This window comes from Chengkuizengella sp. SCS-71B, from assembly GCF_040100845.1.
Classification (GTDB): Bacteria; Bacillota; Bacilli; order Paenibacillales; family KCTC-33759; genus Chengkuizengella.
Map to the genome: position 1 here is coordinate 3838600 of NZ_JAZHSH010000001.1, position 20199 is coordinate 3858798.

The window sequence follows — 20199 nt, forward strand, 5'->3', positions numbered from 1 at the left end:
TCCTTTCTAATATCTATATATCTACTAATTATCTATATATCTACTAATTAAAGTTTATTTTATAGCCTTTGTTTGTTAAGTGCCGAATAGCTGCTTTTTGCAATTGTTTTAATGCCATATTTTGATCAACAATATATGGTAGTATCACTGAAATATACAACTTTTCGTGATCATACGATATCATGTTAATGATTCTTGAACGATTTTCACTGTTAATATGACCAGTATCTAAATCTCTTAAACCGTCATCTTCTACTTTTAGTTCACCTAAGTAATTAAAGTTAATCGGAATTTGTTTAAATGATTTATTTAACAGTTCGTTTGATATTGGGTATTCCTTTTTCATTTCATCGTTATACATTAAATTAGCAAAGTGAATATTTTTTTCAGGTGCCCATTTCAATTTTTCTTTTATTTGTTGAGCATTATTATAAAGACTTGCTTCACCATTCACTAAAATAGGGATATAATCGATAAATTCTCCAATTGTATTAAAATAGCTTTCTGAACCAAAACGCCTTCCATAATTTGTTACCCAAAACGGAACTTTAGATATGTCAAAATAAGATTGGAAATAGTCACATAAAATGTCCAAACTTAATTCCCATATCTCTTCAGAACCCATCTGCCAAGAACCATTTGCAATCCTCGTTTCAAAATCAATAACGGTGTATTTTGAACTGTCAAATTGTTTCACTTTCTTTTCAATTTGAGTACTTAAACTTTCAAATTCTTTTAGATTAAATTCATCCAAAATTTGTTGATCACTCATATATTGCGGTCCTTTTTTTATTTGTTGGATAAAGGATTTAAATCTATTATTTTGTTCAATTTTGACACTTTGTCCTAAAGATATCTTTTCGTAGTAGTTATTTAGTTTATTTTTTATAATCTCACTGCTCATGTAGTCAAAAACGACATGAGAAAAAGGTAACAACAACAAGTGATCCCTAAGATTTTCTTTAATTAAGCACGCTCTAAACAACAAAGAATGCTCCATTTCATATTCCTTCAAAAAGTACTTATCCATGATAAACTTGATGATTTTCTGTTTTGTCTTCTTACCGTAGGAGGATAAATCTACAAATGGAATGTATACTTCTGACACAGGGTTATATTCGTTCCAATGATATTTACCTTCATCTATCGTTAGTGTGCTCCTCATTGTACTTTCTGAAGATAAAAGATGTAGAAAGGCTTCATCTAACACATCTTTATCGAGGTACTTATCCCATTTCATCGCTGTTCCTGAAAAATCTTGCTGTTCTAAATGATACTTTTGAGAAGGTGATACCTCATACATATCCATAACTTTTCCATTCATCAGCTCCCTTTCCAAGTGTAGGTGCCTTGCTTCAACTTCATTTAATATTTCATCCAGCATCGTTTGAGAACATGATTGTTTATTATGAATGACCCTATCAAATTCTTGTTGACTAAGATTAGAGTGCTGGATTAATTCAGACCATTCAACGATATGATGTGGTCTTATTTTGTCATCTACATGCTCTTCGACTAAAGAAACAATTTGATCCATCAATTGCTCATTTAATCCTTCCACAAAAAGCACAATCATTGTTTTATCATTATCATGAACATCAAATTGGAAAAGTTGACTTTTAATTTTTAATTGATTATTGATATATTCTTCTGCTTGATAAATATCATCAATATAAACCTTCTGTTTTTTATCGTTTAATTGAATAAGTTCAGCTAGTTTTTCAGGAGTTTGATATGAAAATACATCATTAATACGAATATGATAACCTAATTGTGTTAACTCTGAAACCAATTGAATCGCCTTTAAAGAATGACCTCCCAATTCAAAGAAATCATCATGAATACTAATACGTTCTACATTTAACAACTCAATCCATATGTCCACAATCTGCTCTTCTATTTCATTTCTTGGCTGAACATATTCATCATCTGTGCTTGCTACAAATTCAGGTTCAGGCAATGCTTTTCGATCCACTTTTCCATTTTGATTCAATGGAAATTTATCCATAAACACATATGTAGAAGGGATCATATAATCCGGTAGCTTACTATCTAGAAACACTTTCATTTCTTGAACAGATAACACTTTGTCTGTAACGATATAAGCAACTAAATATTTCATTTGGTTATTTTGTTCTTTTGGTAAAACTACCGTTTCTTTTACATCATTATTTTTTAAGATCTGTCTCTCAATCTCACCGATCTCGACTCTAAATCCTCTAATTTTTAGTTGGTTGTCCATTCTGCCAATATACTCAATATTTCCATCAGGTAACCATCTGGCTAAATCACCTGTTCGATAACATCTCTGTTCATCATCAACAAACGGGTTGGATATAAATTTTTCTGAGGTTAACATATCAAGGTTCTTGTATCCTCTTGCCACTCCATCTCCACCAACCCAAAGTTCACCAGGTACACCAACAGGTGTAAGCTTTCCTAAAGGATCAACAATATAAGCAGTTGAATTATGGATGGGTTGACCAATAGGAATATTAGATTCATGAGTTTTATGAATTGGATAACAACATGAGAACGTTGTATTTTCTGTTGGTCCATAGCCGTTTACAATGGTAAGGTTAGGACAATGTTTCTTGACATCATAAATCCTTTTTGGTGTTAATACATCTCCACCAACAATTAAAGTTTTTAACTGGTCAAACATATTCGATTTTTGCAAGGATAACTGATTAAACAATGGGGAGGTTAACCACATCGTTGTTATTTTGTTCTCTTTAAGTGTTTTTTCAAGTTTCTCAGGACTTAGTATGGTATATTTGTCCACCACATAAAGTTCTAAACCATTGAGAAGTGCACCCCATATTTCAAATGTACAAGCATCAAATACTTCAGCCCCTGTTTGTAGGATTCGATCTCCTATATCAAAGGTGACATAATTTGTGTTTTTCACTAACCTCACAACATTTTGGTGCTCTACCATGACACCTTTTGGTTTTCCAGTAGAACCTGAAGTGTACATCATATAAGCCAAGTGAGCTGGTTTATAGTCAATAGATAAGTTTAGTACTTCATTTTCCATATTGTAGGCTTTTTCCAGCTCAATCACTGTAATTTCTTTATTTACCTTATGCAAGTATGCAGTTTGTGTTAGTAAGATATCAGCCTCACTATCAGCTAATAAATACTCTACTCTTTCTGATGGATAATCTGGATCGATTGGTAGATATGCACCCCCAGCTTTGAGAATAGCTAACATTCCTATAATCAATTCAATAGATCGTTCTTGCATCATAGCAACTACTTTATCAGCTCCTACACCTCCTTCCCTCAATCGGTAAGCAAGGTGATTCGCTTTTTCATTTAGCTCAGCATAAGTGAGTTTTACATCCTTACAAACAACTGCGATGTTATTTGGATGATTTCGTGCCTGTTCCTCAAATAACGTTTGTATTGTTTTATCTTTAGGATAATGATTCTCCGTATTATTAAAATCAATTAAAATCAAGTCTTTTTCTTTTTCAGATAATATTTCAATGTCTTTGATTAAAATATTAGGTTCATCCGCTATGATTTGAAGAATATTCTGGAAATGTACTGAAATATGGTCGATCATCTGCTGTTCATAAACAGAGGAATTATATTTAAATCTTACTTCTAGTTGATCATGAGGAATAACCATAATGTTAAAATCATAATTGGTTTGTTCAAATTCTTCAGTTTCCAAAATTTCAAATTCATCATTTTCAATGGTATGGTTAGATTGATCTCCAAAATTTTGAAAAGCAAATAAATGATCGATTAAATCTTGTTTTAAAGATGATAAGGACTGAATCTCAGCTAATGGGAGGAATCCAACATTCTGTTTTTTAATAGAATCTTGATGAATATGTGCGATCAAATCTGAAAAAGATTGCTTGCTTTCTACTTTAATTCTCATAGGAATCGTATTGATAAATAAACCTATAACCTTATCAACATCTTTAATTTCAGCAGGTCTGCCAGAGGTAACCATACCAAAAACTACATCATTTGTATGGTTATACTTACTGAGTAATATTCCCCAAGCAGTTTGAAGAATTGTGTTTAATGTAATGTGATACTCTTTGGCCATTTCCTCTAATTTTAGTGTAGTATCTCTGCTTAATTTCTCCACTTTATTTACTTGTTTATATGGTTGTAAACGATTGTTGGTATGATATGTCGGTAATGTCGCTTTCATTTCATAATCACTAAGGTACTGCTCCCAGAACGTTTTTGCTTCTTCATGATCCTGCTCTTCCAACCATTGAATATAAGTTGAATATGAAGGTACATCTCCAAATACAATGGAATCGTTATGTTTTAACTTATGGTAGATTTCAAAAAGTTCTTGTGTAATCGGCTGTAAACACCAACCGTCCATCAAAATATGATGAAAACTCCAAATCACCTCAAATTCATTATCTTTTATTTTTAAAACTGACATTCTAAAAAGATCATCATGAATTAAATCAAAATTGCGTTCTTTATCTTTGTTTTTAAAATGTTGTATTTCTGATTGGAGTTCAACATGTTGTAAGTGAGAGAAATCGTGAAATTCAACCTTCACCTTTTTGTTTTTAAATACAACTTGTTTAGGTCTTTTTAAATTGATGTGTAAAAAGTTAGTACGAAGAATATCGTATTTTTCAACTAAAACATGAAAGCTTTTTTCTAGAATATCGATCTCAATTTCCCCTCTTATCGTGCTGGATAATTGTTCAAAATAAGCGGAAGACTCAGGATTTAATAAGGAATGGAATAACATTCCTTCTTGCATTGGACTTAAGTTATACACACTCTTTATTTCTGATTTTACAATTGGCATAGACTCAAATTCATAAATAGAAAGATCCTTTGCCCCCACATCAGAAGGTGTGATTTCCTTAAATCCTTTAGTAACACAGTGTTGTATAATATGATCCAGACTCTCTTGCATGTGCGAAGCAAAATGAGTGATTGTGTCGTTTTTATATTCATTGATGTCATATGTAATTGATACATTTAACATCCCATTTTCAACAGAACTAATGATATCTAGTATATATTTTCTATCTGAGTTTGGACTCATCTCTTCACCAATTGAGAAAGGTGAACTTTCAAACAATGGTGTATTCACATCTGTATCAAACTGTCCAAGATAATTAAAACTTATTTCAGGATCTATACCTAAGGTTATCTTTGCTTTTGTATCATCCGAGGTTAAATATTTCATCATTCCATACCCTATTCCCTTATTAGGAATTTGCCTCAACTCTTCCTTCAGATGTTTGATTTGATTAGAAAGATTTGTTGAGTGCTCCATATTTAATTGAACTGGGTAAATAGAAGTGAACCAACCTATCGTTCTTCCAATATTTATACCTTTTACAATTTCTTCTCTTCCATGACCTTCTAAACTGATGACAAATTGATTTTCTCCTGTCCATTTTTTCATTGCTAAACCAAGTGCACATAACAAAATATCATTCATCTCTGTGTTGTAAGCTTTGTGCACACTAGTTAACAATGTAGTAGTTTCCTCTACAGACAGGTGAAACTTAGATGTCCTGTTATCCTTTACTTTTCTTTCTACTTGTTCGTTATCTTTAGGAATAGGAATGATATTAGAAGATTCAAACTTATTCCAATATGCTTTTTCTTTTCTCAAAAACTTGGTGTCATTTGCAATTTCTTTTAACTCATTTGTCCATTTTAAATATGAATCTGTTTTTTTAGGCAATTGAAGGGTTTCATTTCTCATCACCTGCATATATGTTGAAGTAAGATCTTCAAACAAAACCCTCCATGATACACCATCAATGACTAAATGATGTATGACGATGAGTAGATGATCACCCTCATTTGTTTTAAACAATCCTAGTTTTACTAATGGACCTTGTTCTAAGTTCATGCTGCTTTGAATTCGCTCAACCGATTTTTCAATATGATATTCATACTCCTCACCCACTGAAATTTCTTCTACAGTGAGATCAAATAAAGGACCTTCTAAACCACGATTAAATTGTTTGAACTTACCTTCATTTTTTGGATAAATCATTCGTAAAGCATCATGGTGGTGGACAATTTTCGTAAATGCTTTTTGAAGTGTTTCAACATCAAATCCATCTTTTCTGTAAAGCATTACCGCCTGATTAAAGTATTGTTTTTCTGTGAAATCACTCTCAAAAAACCATTTTTGTATGGGACTTAGTTCCACATCATTTTCAACGATACCTTGATTAGCTTCTCTTTTTTCTAGTTGTACATATTTACTAAGTTTTATAATCTCAGGATTTTGAAATAAGTCCTTAACCGTCACAGTATAACCCTGACTATTTAATTTAGATATCATCTGGATTGCTTTGATGGAATCACCACCAAGCTCAAAAAAATTATGGTGAGTACCAATCGGCTCAAGTCCCAGCACGTTCTCCCATATTTCAACCAATATTTCTTCCAATTCTGTTGTTGGTGGAATGATTTCCTGCTCAATGTTTAACTTAGGTTCTGGTAAGGCTTTTCGATCAATCTTGCCATTTGGATTTAAAGGAAGCTTATCCATAAATACAAAACTAGAAGGAACCATATATTCTGGTAATCTTTCTTTTAAATATTCTTTTACTTCAAATAGGGAAAGCTCTTTTTCTAACACAATATAAGCACATAAGGATTTACTTTGATTTTGTTCATATACAACTACAACCGTTTCTTCAATATAAGGATGAGTCAAAATTTGACTTTCAATTTCACCAACTTCTACTCGAAATCCCCTAATTTTTACTTGTTTATCAATTCTACCAATAAATTCAATACTTCCATCTGGCAGCCACTTTGCCATATCTCCTGTTCGATATAACTTTCCACTTGGTGCAAATGGATCGGTAATAAACTGTGTTGAAGTCAGCTCTTCAAGATTTTTATATCCTCTTGCTACACCGTCCCCTCCAACCCAGATTTCACCAGGTACACCTATTGGCACAAGTTTCCCATATTGATCTACGATGTAGGAAGTAGAGTTATGAATAGGAAAACCTATAGGAATATTCACATCATAGTCTTCATCAACATTAAAGTAAGTAGAAAAGGTCGTATTTTCTGTAGGTCCGTAAACATGTACCCATTGCAAACCTGGACATTTCTTTCGCACTTCATTCATATTTTTAGGTGATATAACATCCCCTCCGACTAGTAGGGTTTTAATCCCTGCAAACATTTCTGGTTTATACTGAGACAACTGAGTAAAAAAAGGAGAGGTTAAAAATATCGTTGTAATTTTATACTTTTTAAAAGCTTCTTCTAGTTTGTTTGGGCTTAATATCGTAAATTGATCAACGATGTAAAGCTCCAAACCGTTTAAAAGTGCACCCCAAATCTCAAAAGTGCATGCATCAAAAACCTGTGCTCCGATTTGCAAAATTCGATCCCCTTCATCAAAGGATACATAATTCGTATTTTTAACTAATCGAACCACGTTTTGATGCTCTACCATCACACCTTTAGGTTTTCCTGTAGAACCAGATGTATAAATGATATAAGATAAATGATCTACCCTATTTTGAATCTTAGGATTTTCTGCTTCATTTTTCATGCTCTCTGGTTGTTCAAGTTCGATCATTTTCAATTTTGTATCCATTTCACTTTTGAATATTGATTGAGTAAGTAATATATCTGCTCCACTATCTTGTAATATATAATCCACTCTCTCCACAGGATACTCTGGATCAATAGGTAAATATGCTCCACCTGCTTTGAGGATCGCTAACATCGCTATCACCAATTCCATAGAACGTTCTTGCATAATAGCAACGATGCTATCCGCTTTTACACCCTCTTTTCTTAATAACAGAGCAAGGTGGTTTGCTTTCTCATTTAGTTCTTTATAAGTGAGCTTTATATCCCCACTTACCATGGCTATAACATTTGGATTTCGTTCTACTTGTTCTTCAAAACATTGTTGAATCGTTTTATCTTTGGGATACTCTCTCTTTGTATCATTAAATTGATTAAAAATCTGATTCTTCTCTTCATTTGACAACATGTCAATCTCTGATATGTTGATCTCTAAATCACGGATAACCTCATGTAAAATATGAATATAATGATTAGCTAACCTTTCTATTGTTTCCTTTTTAAACAGTTTTGTAGCATACTCTACTTCTAATAAAATTCCTCTCTCATCTTCTTCTACTGTAAAAGTAAGATCAAATTTAGAAGTTTTAGAATCTATTTGCACTGTCTCAACTTGTAAACCTTCTATATTCATTTGATCGATCTCTATATTTTGAACTGCAAACATAGTGTCAAATAGTGGATTTCGACTTAAATCTCTTTCAATATCTAATTGTTCTATCAATTGCTCATACTGATATTCTTGGTTTTCTAGCGCATGCAATAAGTTATCTTTTACTTCATTGAGGAATTCCTTGAATGTTTTCTCACCCTTAGGGTAATTCCTTAGTGCTAATGTGCCTACGAACATCCCCATCATATTCTCTAAATCAGCATGAGATCTTCCACTAATAGGTGATCCTACAACGATATCATCTTGTCTTGTATACTTTGACAATAAAATGTAATAAGCGGATAACATCATCATATTTAATGTGGTTTCAGTTTCAAAACATCTTTTATTTAATTTGGAAATTACATCATGATCCAAGCGAATGGATAATCGATCCCCTTCAAAGCTTTGAATTTGAGGTCTTGGAAAATCAGTAGGCATATTTAATACCGGAAGTTCTCCTGAAAATTGTTCAATCCAATATTTTTTCTGATCATTCAACGATTCCGCCCTTTGATTTTGCCATGCCGTAAAATCTTTATATTGTATTGATAACTCATTTAGTTCTTCATCGTTATATAACTTGCTGAATTCATCTACAAGCACGCCTATGGATGTTCCATCAGAAATAATATGATGCATATCCCCTATCAAGTAGTTAGTATTTTCTCCAACTCTAGCAAGGCATACTCGAAGAAGAGGGGCTTGTTGCAAGTCAAAAGGTACGATAAAGCGATCCAATACATATTCTAGTTGATCATTGTTTTGAATATTGAATTGTTCTATTTCAAATGTCACTTCATTCCTTATTTCCTGTACAGGTTCTTCGTTTTTCAGTTTAAAAGATGTTCTAAAGGTTTCGTGCCTTTGAATTAGGGTTTTAAATACTGTCTTCAATTTTTCTGTGTTTAGATCCCCTTCAAGCTTTAATACAAATGGCATATTATAGGCCTTATTGTAACCTTCAATTTGGTTTATAATCATCAATCTCTTTTGAGCCGATGAAAGAGCATAGTGATTTGCTTTAGCTACTGGTTCTATTGAATCGTATACTTTTTTTCCCGCAAACATGATTCGACTTGCCATATCTCTCAATATAGGAGTCTTAAATATTTCTTTTAAAGGAAAATTTGAGTTGAATTCTTTATTAATTCTCGTATACAAAGTAATTGATTTTAAAGAGTGACCACCTAGGTGGAAAAAATGATCGTTCAGACCCACCTTGGATACACCTAATATCTCTTCCCAAATTTGTGCTAATTTCTTTTCAGTAGTAAGCTGTGGTTCAACATAAATTTCCTTTGAGTTTACCAATAAATCTGGTTCAGGTAATGCTTTACGATCGACTTTCCCATTTTGATTCAAAGGGAGACTATCCAAACATATAAAACTGGATGGAATCATGTAATCTGGCAATTCTTTTGTAAGTTCATTCATTAAGATTTCTCTTGAAACATTTTCTTTAGATACATAATAAGCACACAAGTATTGACTGCCATATGTATCTTCTTTACCTATCACTACAGCTTCCTGCACAAATTTATTGCTTAAAATAACGGTTTCAATCTCCTCAAGTTCAATCCTGTATCCTCGAATTTTAACTTGGAAATCCGTCCTCCCCATATATTCTATAGTTCCATCATCAGACCACTTGCCTAAATCACCAGTGCGATATATTTTCTGACCTTGTATAAATGGATGATCGGTAAATTTTTCAGCAGTTAATTGTTCTCTTTTTAAATATCCAAGCGCAAGTCCATCACCTGAAATGCATAATTCCCCAGGCACACCCATTGGTTTACAATGATTATTCTCATCCAAAATATAAACCTGTGTATTCGCAATCGGCTTACCTATGTCGACTTTTAATTTTTCTGTGAGGTTGCTTACACAAGACCACACGGTTGTTTCTGTTGGTCCATACATATTAAATATTTTTAAATTGGAGAATTGCTTTAAAGTTTCAAGTAAATGAACAGGTAAAGCTTCTCCTCCAATCATGATTTCCTTAACTTGTTTCAAGAAAATCATTTTTGGATCCTGCGTGATCAACATTTTCAGTCTTGAAGGAGTGATCTGAATCATATCAACGTTGTGATTTACAATCAGTTCATTTAACGCCTTTGGATCCATTTGTTCATCCTCATCTGCAATCACAACTTTTAAACCCTTTACTAAAGGCAAGATCGTTTCCAATACAAAAATATCAAAAGATATCGTCGTCAACGCCAAAATCGATTTATTAGGACTAAATGGAATTTCAACACACATGGCTTCTATAAAGTTATGAATTGCCTGATGTGATATCATCACTCCTTTTGGTTTGCCCGTTGAACCAGAAGTGTAAATCGTATAGGCAAGATCTTCCGATCTATTAACATGTACAAGATTATTAGATTCACCAGTAAATAAACGATCCTCGTAATATAAAAATTTCGTTCCTGTATCAAGAGTAGTTTCCCTAAAACCAGGATGTAAAAGTACAATTTCTGCATGTGCATCTTTTAACATGTATTGTATTCTTTGTGAAGGATGTTCTGGATCTATCGGCAAATATGTACCTCCTGCCTTTAACACACCAAATATACCAACCAACATATCAATAGAACGATGCAGCATAATTCCGACTAAACTTCCTGAATTCACTCCATGTGAACGAAGTGTATTAGCAAGTTGATTCGCTTTTTCATTTAACTTCCCATATGTAATCTTTTGATCACCACATACTGCGGCAATTTTGTTTTTATCTCGTTTTACTTGTTCTTCAAAAAGTTGATGTATTAATTTGTGATGCTGATATTTCATAGAAGTGTTGTTAAATTCAACAGTAATTTGCTTTAATTCATCTTCAGTTACCATTTGAATACTCTGTATTTCAACGTCTGGATTTTCAGTAATCGTGGTTAATATGTTTTGAAAATGACTTCCAATACGATCGATCGTGCGTTTGTTATACATCGCAGCATTATATTTAAACTTCATCTCTAAACTATCGTTATGCATAAAAACAACATTAAAGTCATAGTTTGTTTGCTCAAAATCCTCATAGTCTACAATTTGAAATTCTTCATGATCAACGGAGTTTAAGGACTCGTCTTCAAAATTTTGAAACCAAAAAATATGATCTATTAAATCTTGTTTTAAAGAGGAACCAGACTGAATTTCAGCAAGTGGGAAAAAATCAACATTTCTCTGTTCAATGGACGTCTCTTGTATTTGTTTAATTAATTGAGCAAAAGTAATTCCATTTTTATAGTTAATTCTTACAGGAATTGTATTGATAAATAACCCTATCATTTTTTCTATATTTTCTATCTCCGCAGGTCTTCCGGATGTAACCATTCCAAATACAACGTCTTTTGTATTGTTATATTGACTCAATAAGATACCCCATGATGCCTGAAGCAATACATTTAAAGTTACTTGGTACTTTTTTGCTATGTTTTGTAATTTTTCAGTTCTGTTTTTGTTCAATTTAATTATCGTTTCTTCCTGATGATATAACTCCTGTTTATGATCAACATTGTTCTTTGGCAACATTGCTTTTGTATCATAGTTTTTAAGATAACTTTTCCAAAATAAACGTGCTTGATCATGATCTTGTTGATCTAGCCATTTAATATATTCTGAATAAACAGGTACATCTTCTATAACAACCGGCAAATTCCGTCTTAATTGATGATATGTCTCAAAAATTTCTTGGACGATCGTTTGTAAACCCCAACCATCCATCAAAATATGATGATAACTCCATATCAACTCATAATCACATTCTGATTTTTTGAATACTGACATTCTGAGCAGAAAGTCTCTCGAGAGATCGAAACCCTTATTTTTATCATTTTTTTTATAAAGGTCAATTTCATTTTTTTGTTGTAATTCATCCATATTAGAAAGGTCTTTAAAAGTAATGTTAATTTTTCTTTCTTTAAATACAATCTGCATTGGCTTTTGAATATTTTCATACATAAAATTTGTTCTTAAAATATCATATTTTTCAATTAATAAATTAAAGCTTTGTTCTAAAATTTGTACATTGATTGTACCGTTAATCGTACAAGAAAGCTGTTCATAATAAGCAGGGGAATCAGGGTTTAATAAAGAATGAAACAGCATACCTTCTTGCATTGGACTTAAATTATAAACACTTTTTATTTCCAATTTAGTACTCATGTTTACCACTCCTGTTCAATTTAGCTTTCATAAAATGCTGAAATTGCTTCAAGATCTTCAATAGAAAGATCATCTCCCCCTACGTCTGATGGGGTAATTTCTTTAGATTCCTTTGTTATGCAATGTTGAATAATATCAGATAAACTTTGTTTAAAGAAATTTCCAAAACGTTCAATGGTTGTTTCCTTAAATTCATTTGCACTATAGGTAATCTCCATCTTCAGCGTTTCCTCTTCTACTAAACCATTGATGTCAAGAGGGACTTCCCTATTAGAATTCGGGCTTATCATCTGACCACAGGATAATTCAGAACCTTCAAATAATTCTGTATTTAAATCGGTATCAAACTGACCTAAGTAATTAAAATTGATTTCTGGTGTAGAATCAAAAGTGATATCCTTTTTGTAATTCTCAGATGTCAAATATTTTAAAATTCCATATCCAATACCTTTATTTGGAATTCGTCTTAAATGTTCTTTTAAATGCTTAATTTGGTATGATAAATCTTCAGAGTTATCCATATCGAGAACTACAGGATAAGTAGAAGTAAACCAACCCATCGTTCTACTAATATCCATCTCTTTGATAATCTCTTCTCTTCCATGCCCCTCCAAATTGATACATACTTGATTTTCCCCTGTCCAATTTTTAACTGCGATCCCTAGTGCACATAATAAAATATCATTCATTTCTGTGTTATATGTGGCATGAACACTAGTTAAAAGTTCACTAGTTTCTTGTTTAGAAAGTTTAAATTGATAAGTTTGATTATACTTAGTACTAATTTCAAGACCTTCTTTATCTTTAGGAATAGCAAAGAATGCATTTTCCTCAACTTCTTTCCAATAAGATAATTCTTCCAACATCTCTTTGCTGTTTGCGTAATTCATTAATGAACTTGTCCAATTTAGATAGGAATCCGTTTTACTAGGTAATTGAATAGGATCATTTTGACTCATTTGCTGGTATGCAGTTAAAAGATCTTCAAACAAAATTCTCCATGAAACACCATCAATAATCAGATGATGGATAGCAATCAATAAGTGATCGCCGTCCTTAGCCTTTAATACCCCAAGCTTTACAAGTGGACCTTGTTCTAAATCTATACTGCTTTGAATTTGATAAATAGTGTTCATTAATTCCCCATTGGTTTGTTCAGATATATCTGAAACTGTTATATCAAACATCCTTTCTCCTATTTCACGATTAAATTGTATTGTTTCCCCATTATCATCACGATAATAAACCATTCTTAGTGCATCATGATGTTCTATCATTTTAGTAAATGCCTTCTCAAGAATATGGAGTTCAAATCGATCTCTCTTAAATAACATCACCGCTTGATTCCAATGGTTCATATTCGTAAATTTCTGCTCAAAAAACCATTTTTGAATAGGACTTAAAACAACCTTCCCTTCTACTGCGCTTTGATCTATTTCTTTTCTTTCTTTTCTTACACATTTGGCAAGTCTATGAATCTCCGGATATTGGAATAAGTCTCTAGTTTTTAATAAATATCCTTTACTATTAAATTTAGAAATCATCTGAATCGCTTTAATAGAGTCACCACCAAGCTCAAAGAAGTTATGATCCGTTCCTATGAACTGAACACCTAATACCTCTTTCCAAACAGAGACAAGATCTTCTTCTATTTCATTTACAGGTGATAAGATTTCTTTGTCTGTTCCACTAGTTTTATCTGGTGTTGGCAACAATTTTCTATTGATTTTTCCGCTAACAAGTAAAGACAATTGTTCTATCAACATAAAATATGCTGGTATCATGTAATCTGGAAGTTTATCACTAAGCTCTGTTTTCAATTCTATTAGTTGAAAATTAGGATTTGCTACAATGTAAGCACAAATATATCTTTCATCTTCTTCTTGTGTAATCACTACTGCTTCTTTAACAGCATGATGCTCTAAAATAGCGGACTCGATTTCCTCTAGCTCTATTCGAAACCCTCGGATTTTTACCTGAAAGTCCTTCCTTCCAATGAACTCAATGTTTCCGTCAGATCTCCATCTAGCCATATCTCCTGTTTTATATAAACGTTCGTTTGATTGATCAGAAAACTTATTGATCATAAAGGATTGCTCAGTACCCTCAGCATGATTTATATATCCTCTACCAACTCCAATTCCAGCCACACAGAGTTCTCCAACTACACCAATAGGACATAAATTCATTTCTTCATCTACGATGTAAATTTTCATATTTGCTATTGGTTTTCCAATAGAAATATTTGATATATCTTCTTTAGGTAATTCTTCCATAATAAATTGGCTAACATCATCAGATGCTTCTGCTGGACCATAAGCATTTACCAACTTAATTTGCGGGAACTGTGCAAACCAACGTTTGACTAAATGAGGTTTTACAGATTCCCCTGTCACCATAAGATTTAATAATGAAGGCAATTCTAGCTTTTCATTCTCAAAATAATCTAATAAAACAGACAAATAAGTAGGAACTACTTCTAACAATGTCACGCCATCTTTAACTAATTGTTCAGAAAATTTATCAACCTCTAATATAAGTTCATTTGGATAAATAGCTGTTGTACCACCTAGTGACAAAGCACCAAAAAATTGCCAAACGGAAATATCAAAACATGGACTAGCATTTTGAGCAAAAACTAAGCTTGAATCTAAGTTTAATTCTTCAGCTTCAGCCAATATGTGATTTAACATGCCAATATGTTCGATCATGACACCTTTTGGTTTTCCCGTTGAGCCAGATGTGAATAAAATATAAGCTAAATGATTAATATCCATCTCCAGGTTTAAGTTATCCTGCTCTTCTTGACCAATCTCTTCTTCCAGCTCATCAAGACATAAAATCTTTATCTTATGATTAGTTTCAAGCTTACATTCCAAATATTGAGAATCTGTGATGAGAACTTTGGCTTTAGAATCATTTAAGATGTTTAACTTTCTTTCAGTTCCGTATGATACATCGATTGGCACATAAGCTGCCTGTGCTTTCCAGATGCCTAATACACTCTCTACAAATTTAGGCGATCGCTCGAGCATAACGGAAACAATATTCTCGGGTCCAACTCCTATTTTTCTCAAATATCTAGCAATTTGATTTGCTTTTTTATTCAATTGTTCATAAGATATTTTTTTATCTTTATAAATTAAGGCTGTTTTATCAGCTGAATGAAATACATGCTCTTCAAATCGTTGACTAACTGTTTTACTAAAATCGTAATCTCTCTTTTTACCATTAAATTGTTCCTTAATCTGAATCTGCTCTTTTTCAGAAAGTAAACTGATTTCTGAAAGAAGTGTATTTGGATTTCTCACTAGTTCTTCTAAAATAATCAGATAATGATTAGACAATCGCTCTGCAGTTTCCGCTTTATACAAGTCTGTACAATACTGCAGTTCAAATCTTATATTGAATGGTTCAGTGTATACATCTAACATAAGGTCAAATTTTGCGGTATCTTCTTCCAATGGATATGGAGTTATAAGCAACCCATCCATGGTGATTTCTTGTTCTTCTGCTTCAAATAGACTAAACATTGTATCAAATAAAGGGTTTCTGCTCGTATCTCTTTTTATGTTTAATTGATCAATCAGTTTTTCAAAAGGATAGTCTTGATTTTCAATTGCTTTCAAAGTACGTTCTGAAACGTATTGAATAAATTCTAAAAAGGACTTCTTACCATCTAGGAAATTCCGTAATGCCACCGTATTCACAAACAACCCATTCATTTGCTGTAAATCTGGATGATTTCGACCAGCAACTGGAGAACCAACAACGATATCATTTTGTCCGGTATATTTCATTAATAGTATGTTATAAGCAGCAAATAAAACTGAGAAAACGGTAGTATTGGCTTGACTTGCAAGGACATTTATCTCTTCAGCCAACTTATTTCCAGTCACAGCAAAAATCTTCTTTCCTTCAAAGCTTTGCACTGAAGGTCTTCTATAATCTAATGGCATGTTCATAACAGGGATTTCATCATTAAATATGTGAAGCCAATATTGTTCCTGTACTTTCATCTCTTTAGTTTCTAATTGCTCATTTTGCCAAGCAGCAAAATCTCTATATTGATTAGATAATGGAGATAAGGCCTTCCCTTCATATAATCCAATCAATTCATCAATGACAAGTTTACCTGAAATGCCATCGGATATAATATGATGCATATCAAACAATAAAAGGTGCTGCTTTTCACCTGTTCTCACTACTTTAACCCGCAATAGTGGAGCCATTGATAAGTCAAAAGGTTTAATAAATGATTGAATTATCTGTTCATATTCCTCCCTTAAAATAAGGGTTGAATCTAAAAATTCTGGTTTAACATCCACATCTTTATGAATTTTTTGTTGTATTTGACCATTGATATTCACAAAGCTTGTTCTAAATATTTCATGGCGCTCAATTAATGCACCTATCTGCTGATAAAAGTGATTTACATTAAAATCTCCTTCAACCTTAAAAGCGGATGGCATATTATAAGCTATACTGTTTTCACCTTCCAGCTCATTTAGTATATACATCCTTTTTTGCGCTGTGCTCACTTCGTAGTACTGTTTCTTCTCCAATGAAGGAATTGGTGTAATACTGCTTTTAGTTTGCTTGCTGATATGATTTGAAAGTTTATAGATAGTGTTATAAGTAAACACATCTCTAACCTTAATTTCTACATTCATCTCACGATAGATTTTGGATACTAATACAGTGGCTTTTAATGAGTGACCACCTAACTCAAAAAAGTTTTGATGAATACTAATGGATTCTATTTCTAATACTTGCTCCCATATGTTTTTTAATGTTTCCTCAGTAACATTTCTTGGAGCAACAAAGGAAGTTTTAATTTGTTGTGTTGGGACTGGCAGCTTTTTTCTATCTAATTTCCCGTTAGAGTTAATAGGCATTTCTTTTAGTTGAATAAAATAACTAGGAATCATATATTCAGGTACACACTTATTCATATAACTTCTTAGTGATGCTGTATTTAAATTAACTTTTGAGGTGAAATAAGCACATAAATAAAAGGTCCCATTCATCTCGCTAGTAATCACAGCCACTTCCTGAATACTTTCATGGTTAATCAGATGCTGTTCAATCTCCCCAAGCTCTACTCTATGACCTCTAATTTTTACTTGATGGTCATTTCGTCCCAAATATTCAATATTACCGTCCTGAAGCCACCTTGCTAAATCACCTGTTTTATACATTTTGTTACCAGAATGAAAGGGGTTATTTATAAATTTCTCTTCAGTAAGTTCCTTTCTGTTCAGATATCCCCTTGCTAACCCTACACCTGAAATATGAAGTTCACCCGTTAAACCGATTGGCATAAGATTCAAGTTTCTATCAAGTATGTGCAATTGTATATTGTCTATTGGTTTACCTATAGGTACAACGTTCATCTTTTCATTTGAAACACAATCATAATAAGAAACATCTATAGCTGCCTCAGTAGGTCCATATAAATTATGTAACTTTGTACCATTTTTTTTGTAGAGTAATTGAACAAAAGAATCTACTTGGGTAGTTTTTAAGGCTTCTCCACTAGCAAATACTTGCCTTAGACTTTTTAAACGACTATTTTCACTTTCCTTATTTTCTAAATATTCTAAAAACGCACTAAGCATGGAAGGTACAAAATGCATAGTTGTAATATGATTCTCTTCAATCGTCTCAATCATCACACCCGGTTCTTTTTCTCCTCCAGGTTCCAAGAAATATATACTCGCGCCTTGTATACACCACCAAAACAACTCCCATACCGATACATCAAACACAAATGGAGTTTTTTGTAAAATGACATCTCCTTCTCCTATTGGATATTTTTTTTGCATCCAATGAAGTCGATTGATTAGTGCACGATGTTCTATCAAAACCCCTTTCGGATTACCTGTGGAACCAGATGTATAAATCATATAAGCAAGATCGTTCGATGAATTAATGATAGGCAAGTTAGAATCTTCCAATTTATACAAATCGCTATCTTCTAAATTGATGACTTGAAGTTTTTCAGTCTGAAATTGCTCACTAAACATCGCCATATATTTTCCTTGAGTCAGTATGACTGGAGCCTTGCTATCATTAAGCATGAATTTTATTCTTTCCATTGGAAATTCAGGACTGATCGGCATATAAGCTCCGCCTGCTTTCATAATTCCCATGATTCCTACCATCATTTCTAAAGAGCGATCTAACATAATCGCTACGATTGTATCCTTTTCTATTCCCTTATTTCTTAATACTCTAGCGAAACTATTAACCTTTTTGTTGAATTCGTCATATGTCCATTTCTTCTCCTTCAAGAGAACTGCAGTCTGATCAGGATTTGACTGGACTTGTTCCTCAAAGAGCTCATGTATTGTTTTCTGAATTGGAAATGCAACATCTGTATCATTAAAATCAACTAAGATTTGATTCTTTTCTTCTTGTGATATCATTTCTATATTGTTGATCAAAACACGATCATTATTGATGACCTGTTTTATTATTTGTTTAAGATGTACTTCTAATTTATGAAAAAATACTTCATCATATAACAGTCCATTATAAGTGAAACAAACTTCTAATTGTTTACCGGGAAACACAATAATTTCCAAGTCATAGTTTGTGTGTTCTGACATTTCGCTACCCAGTATAGTAATTTGATCATTATAATCAACGTCATTTATGATGACTTCTTCCATAGGATAATTCTCATATACAACAATATGCTGAATTAAATCATTTTTTAATGCAGATGAAGATTGAATATCCGCTAGAGACAAATAACTATATTTATTTGCCTTACGTAAAGATTGATTCAACTCAAATAAGAGAGATTTAAAGGTCTTATGTTCATCAGATTTGATTCGAATAGGTACGGTATTTATAAATAATCCCACCATACTTTCAATCCCTCTAACTTCAGGAGGTCTGCCCGATACAATAGAACCGAATACGACGTCTTCGGTATTATTATACTTTTGTAGTAGCACTCCCCAAATCCCTTGAAATACTGTACTAAGTGTAGTCTGATTTACTACTGCTACATTCTCTAATTCATTTGTCCAACCCTCATCTAACTTAAATGAATATTTTTTATGCTCATAACTTACATCTTTTTTTATTGCACTTTTACTTGCAGGTATCGTTGCTTGCTGTTCGTATCCTTCTAAAATATTTTCCCAATACTTAAGTCCATCAAGATCCTGCTTCTCTAACCAGGTAAAATAATCACTATAAGGATATACTTCTGTAAGTTGATTTAATGATTTGTTTTTTAGTGAAAAATAAATTTGAAATAGATCTTTTGCAAGAATGCTTAGACACCATCCATCCATAATAATATGATGAAAATTCCAAATTAACTTCACTTTATCCTCACTCGTTTTAAATAATGCCATTCGGATTAAAATATCTTTTTCAAGATTAAAACCTTTCTCTTTTTCACTTAGTTTATATTGTTCTATTTGTTCGGTTTGATCTTTCTCCATTAAGTTTGAGATGTCTTTGTAATAAATAGAAGCTTCTCTTTTATCCAAAACAACTTGTAAAGGTTGATCAACTTCTTTAAAAATAAATACCGTCCTTAACACATCATATCTTTCAATCAGCTTGTTGAAGCTTTTTTCAAGCAACTCTGGATCAATAATCCCATGTAATGTTAATACTGCTTGTTCAAAATATGCACTTGAGTTTTGATCAAATAATGAGTGAAAAAACATACCTTCCTGCATGGGAGTGAGTCTATAAATATTACGAATGTCAGAATCTATCAAAACAGCCACCTCAAATCTATTAATTTAAATTCT

The 20199-nt window shown here is 32.5% G+C and carries 2 protein-coding genes; both read right to left on the reverse strand.

The genetic code is table 11. The features are described 5' to 3' along the window. Window positions 1-43: 43 nt before the first annotated feature. A complete protein-coding gene (locus tag VQL36_RS18765; protein ID WP_349250764.1) occupies window positions 44-12415 on the reverse strand; it encodes an amino acid adenylation domain-containing protein in 12372 nt (4123 codons plus the stop codon). A gap of 20 nt (window positions 12416-12435) precedes the next feature. Continuing rightward, entirely contained in the window at window positions 12436-20166 is a 7731-nt protein-coding gene (locus tag VQL36_RS18770; RefSeq protein WP_349250765.1) for an amino acid adenylation domain-containing protein, read from the reverse strand. Window positions 20167-20199 lie beyond the last annotated feature (33 nt).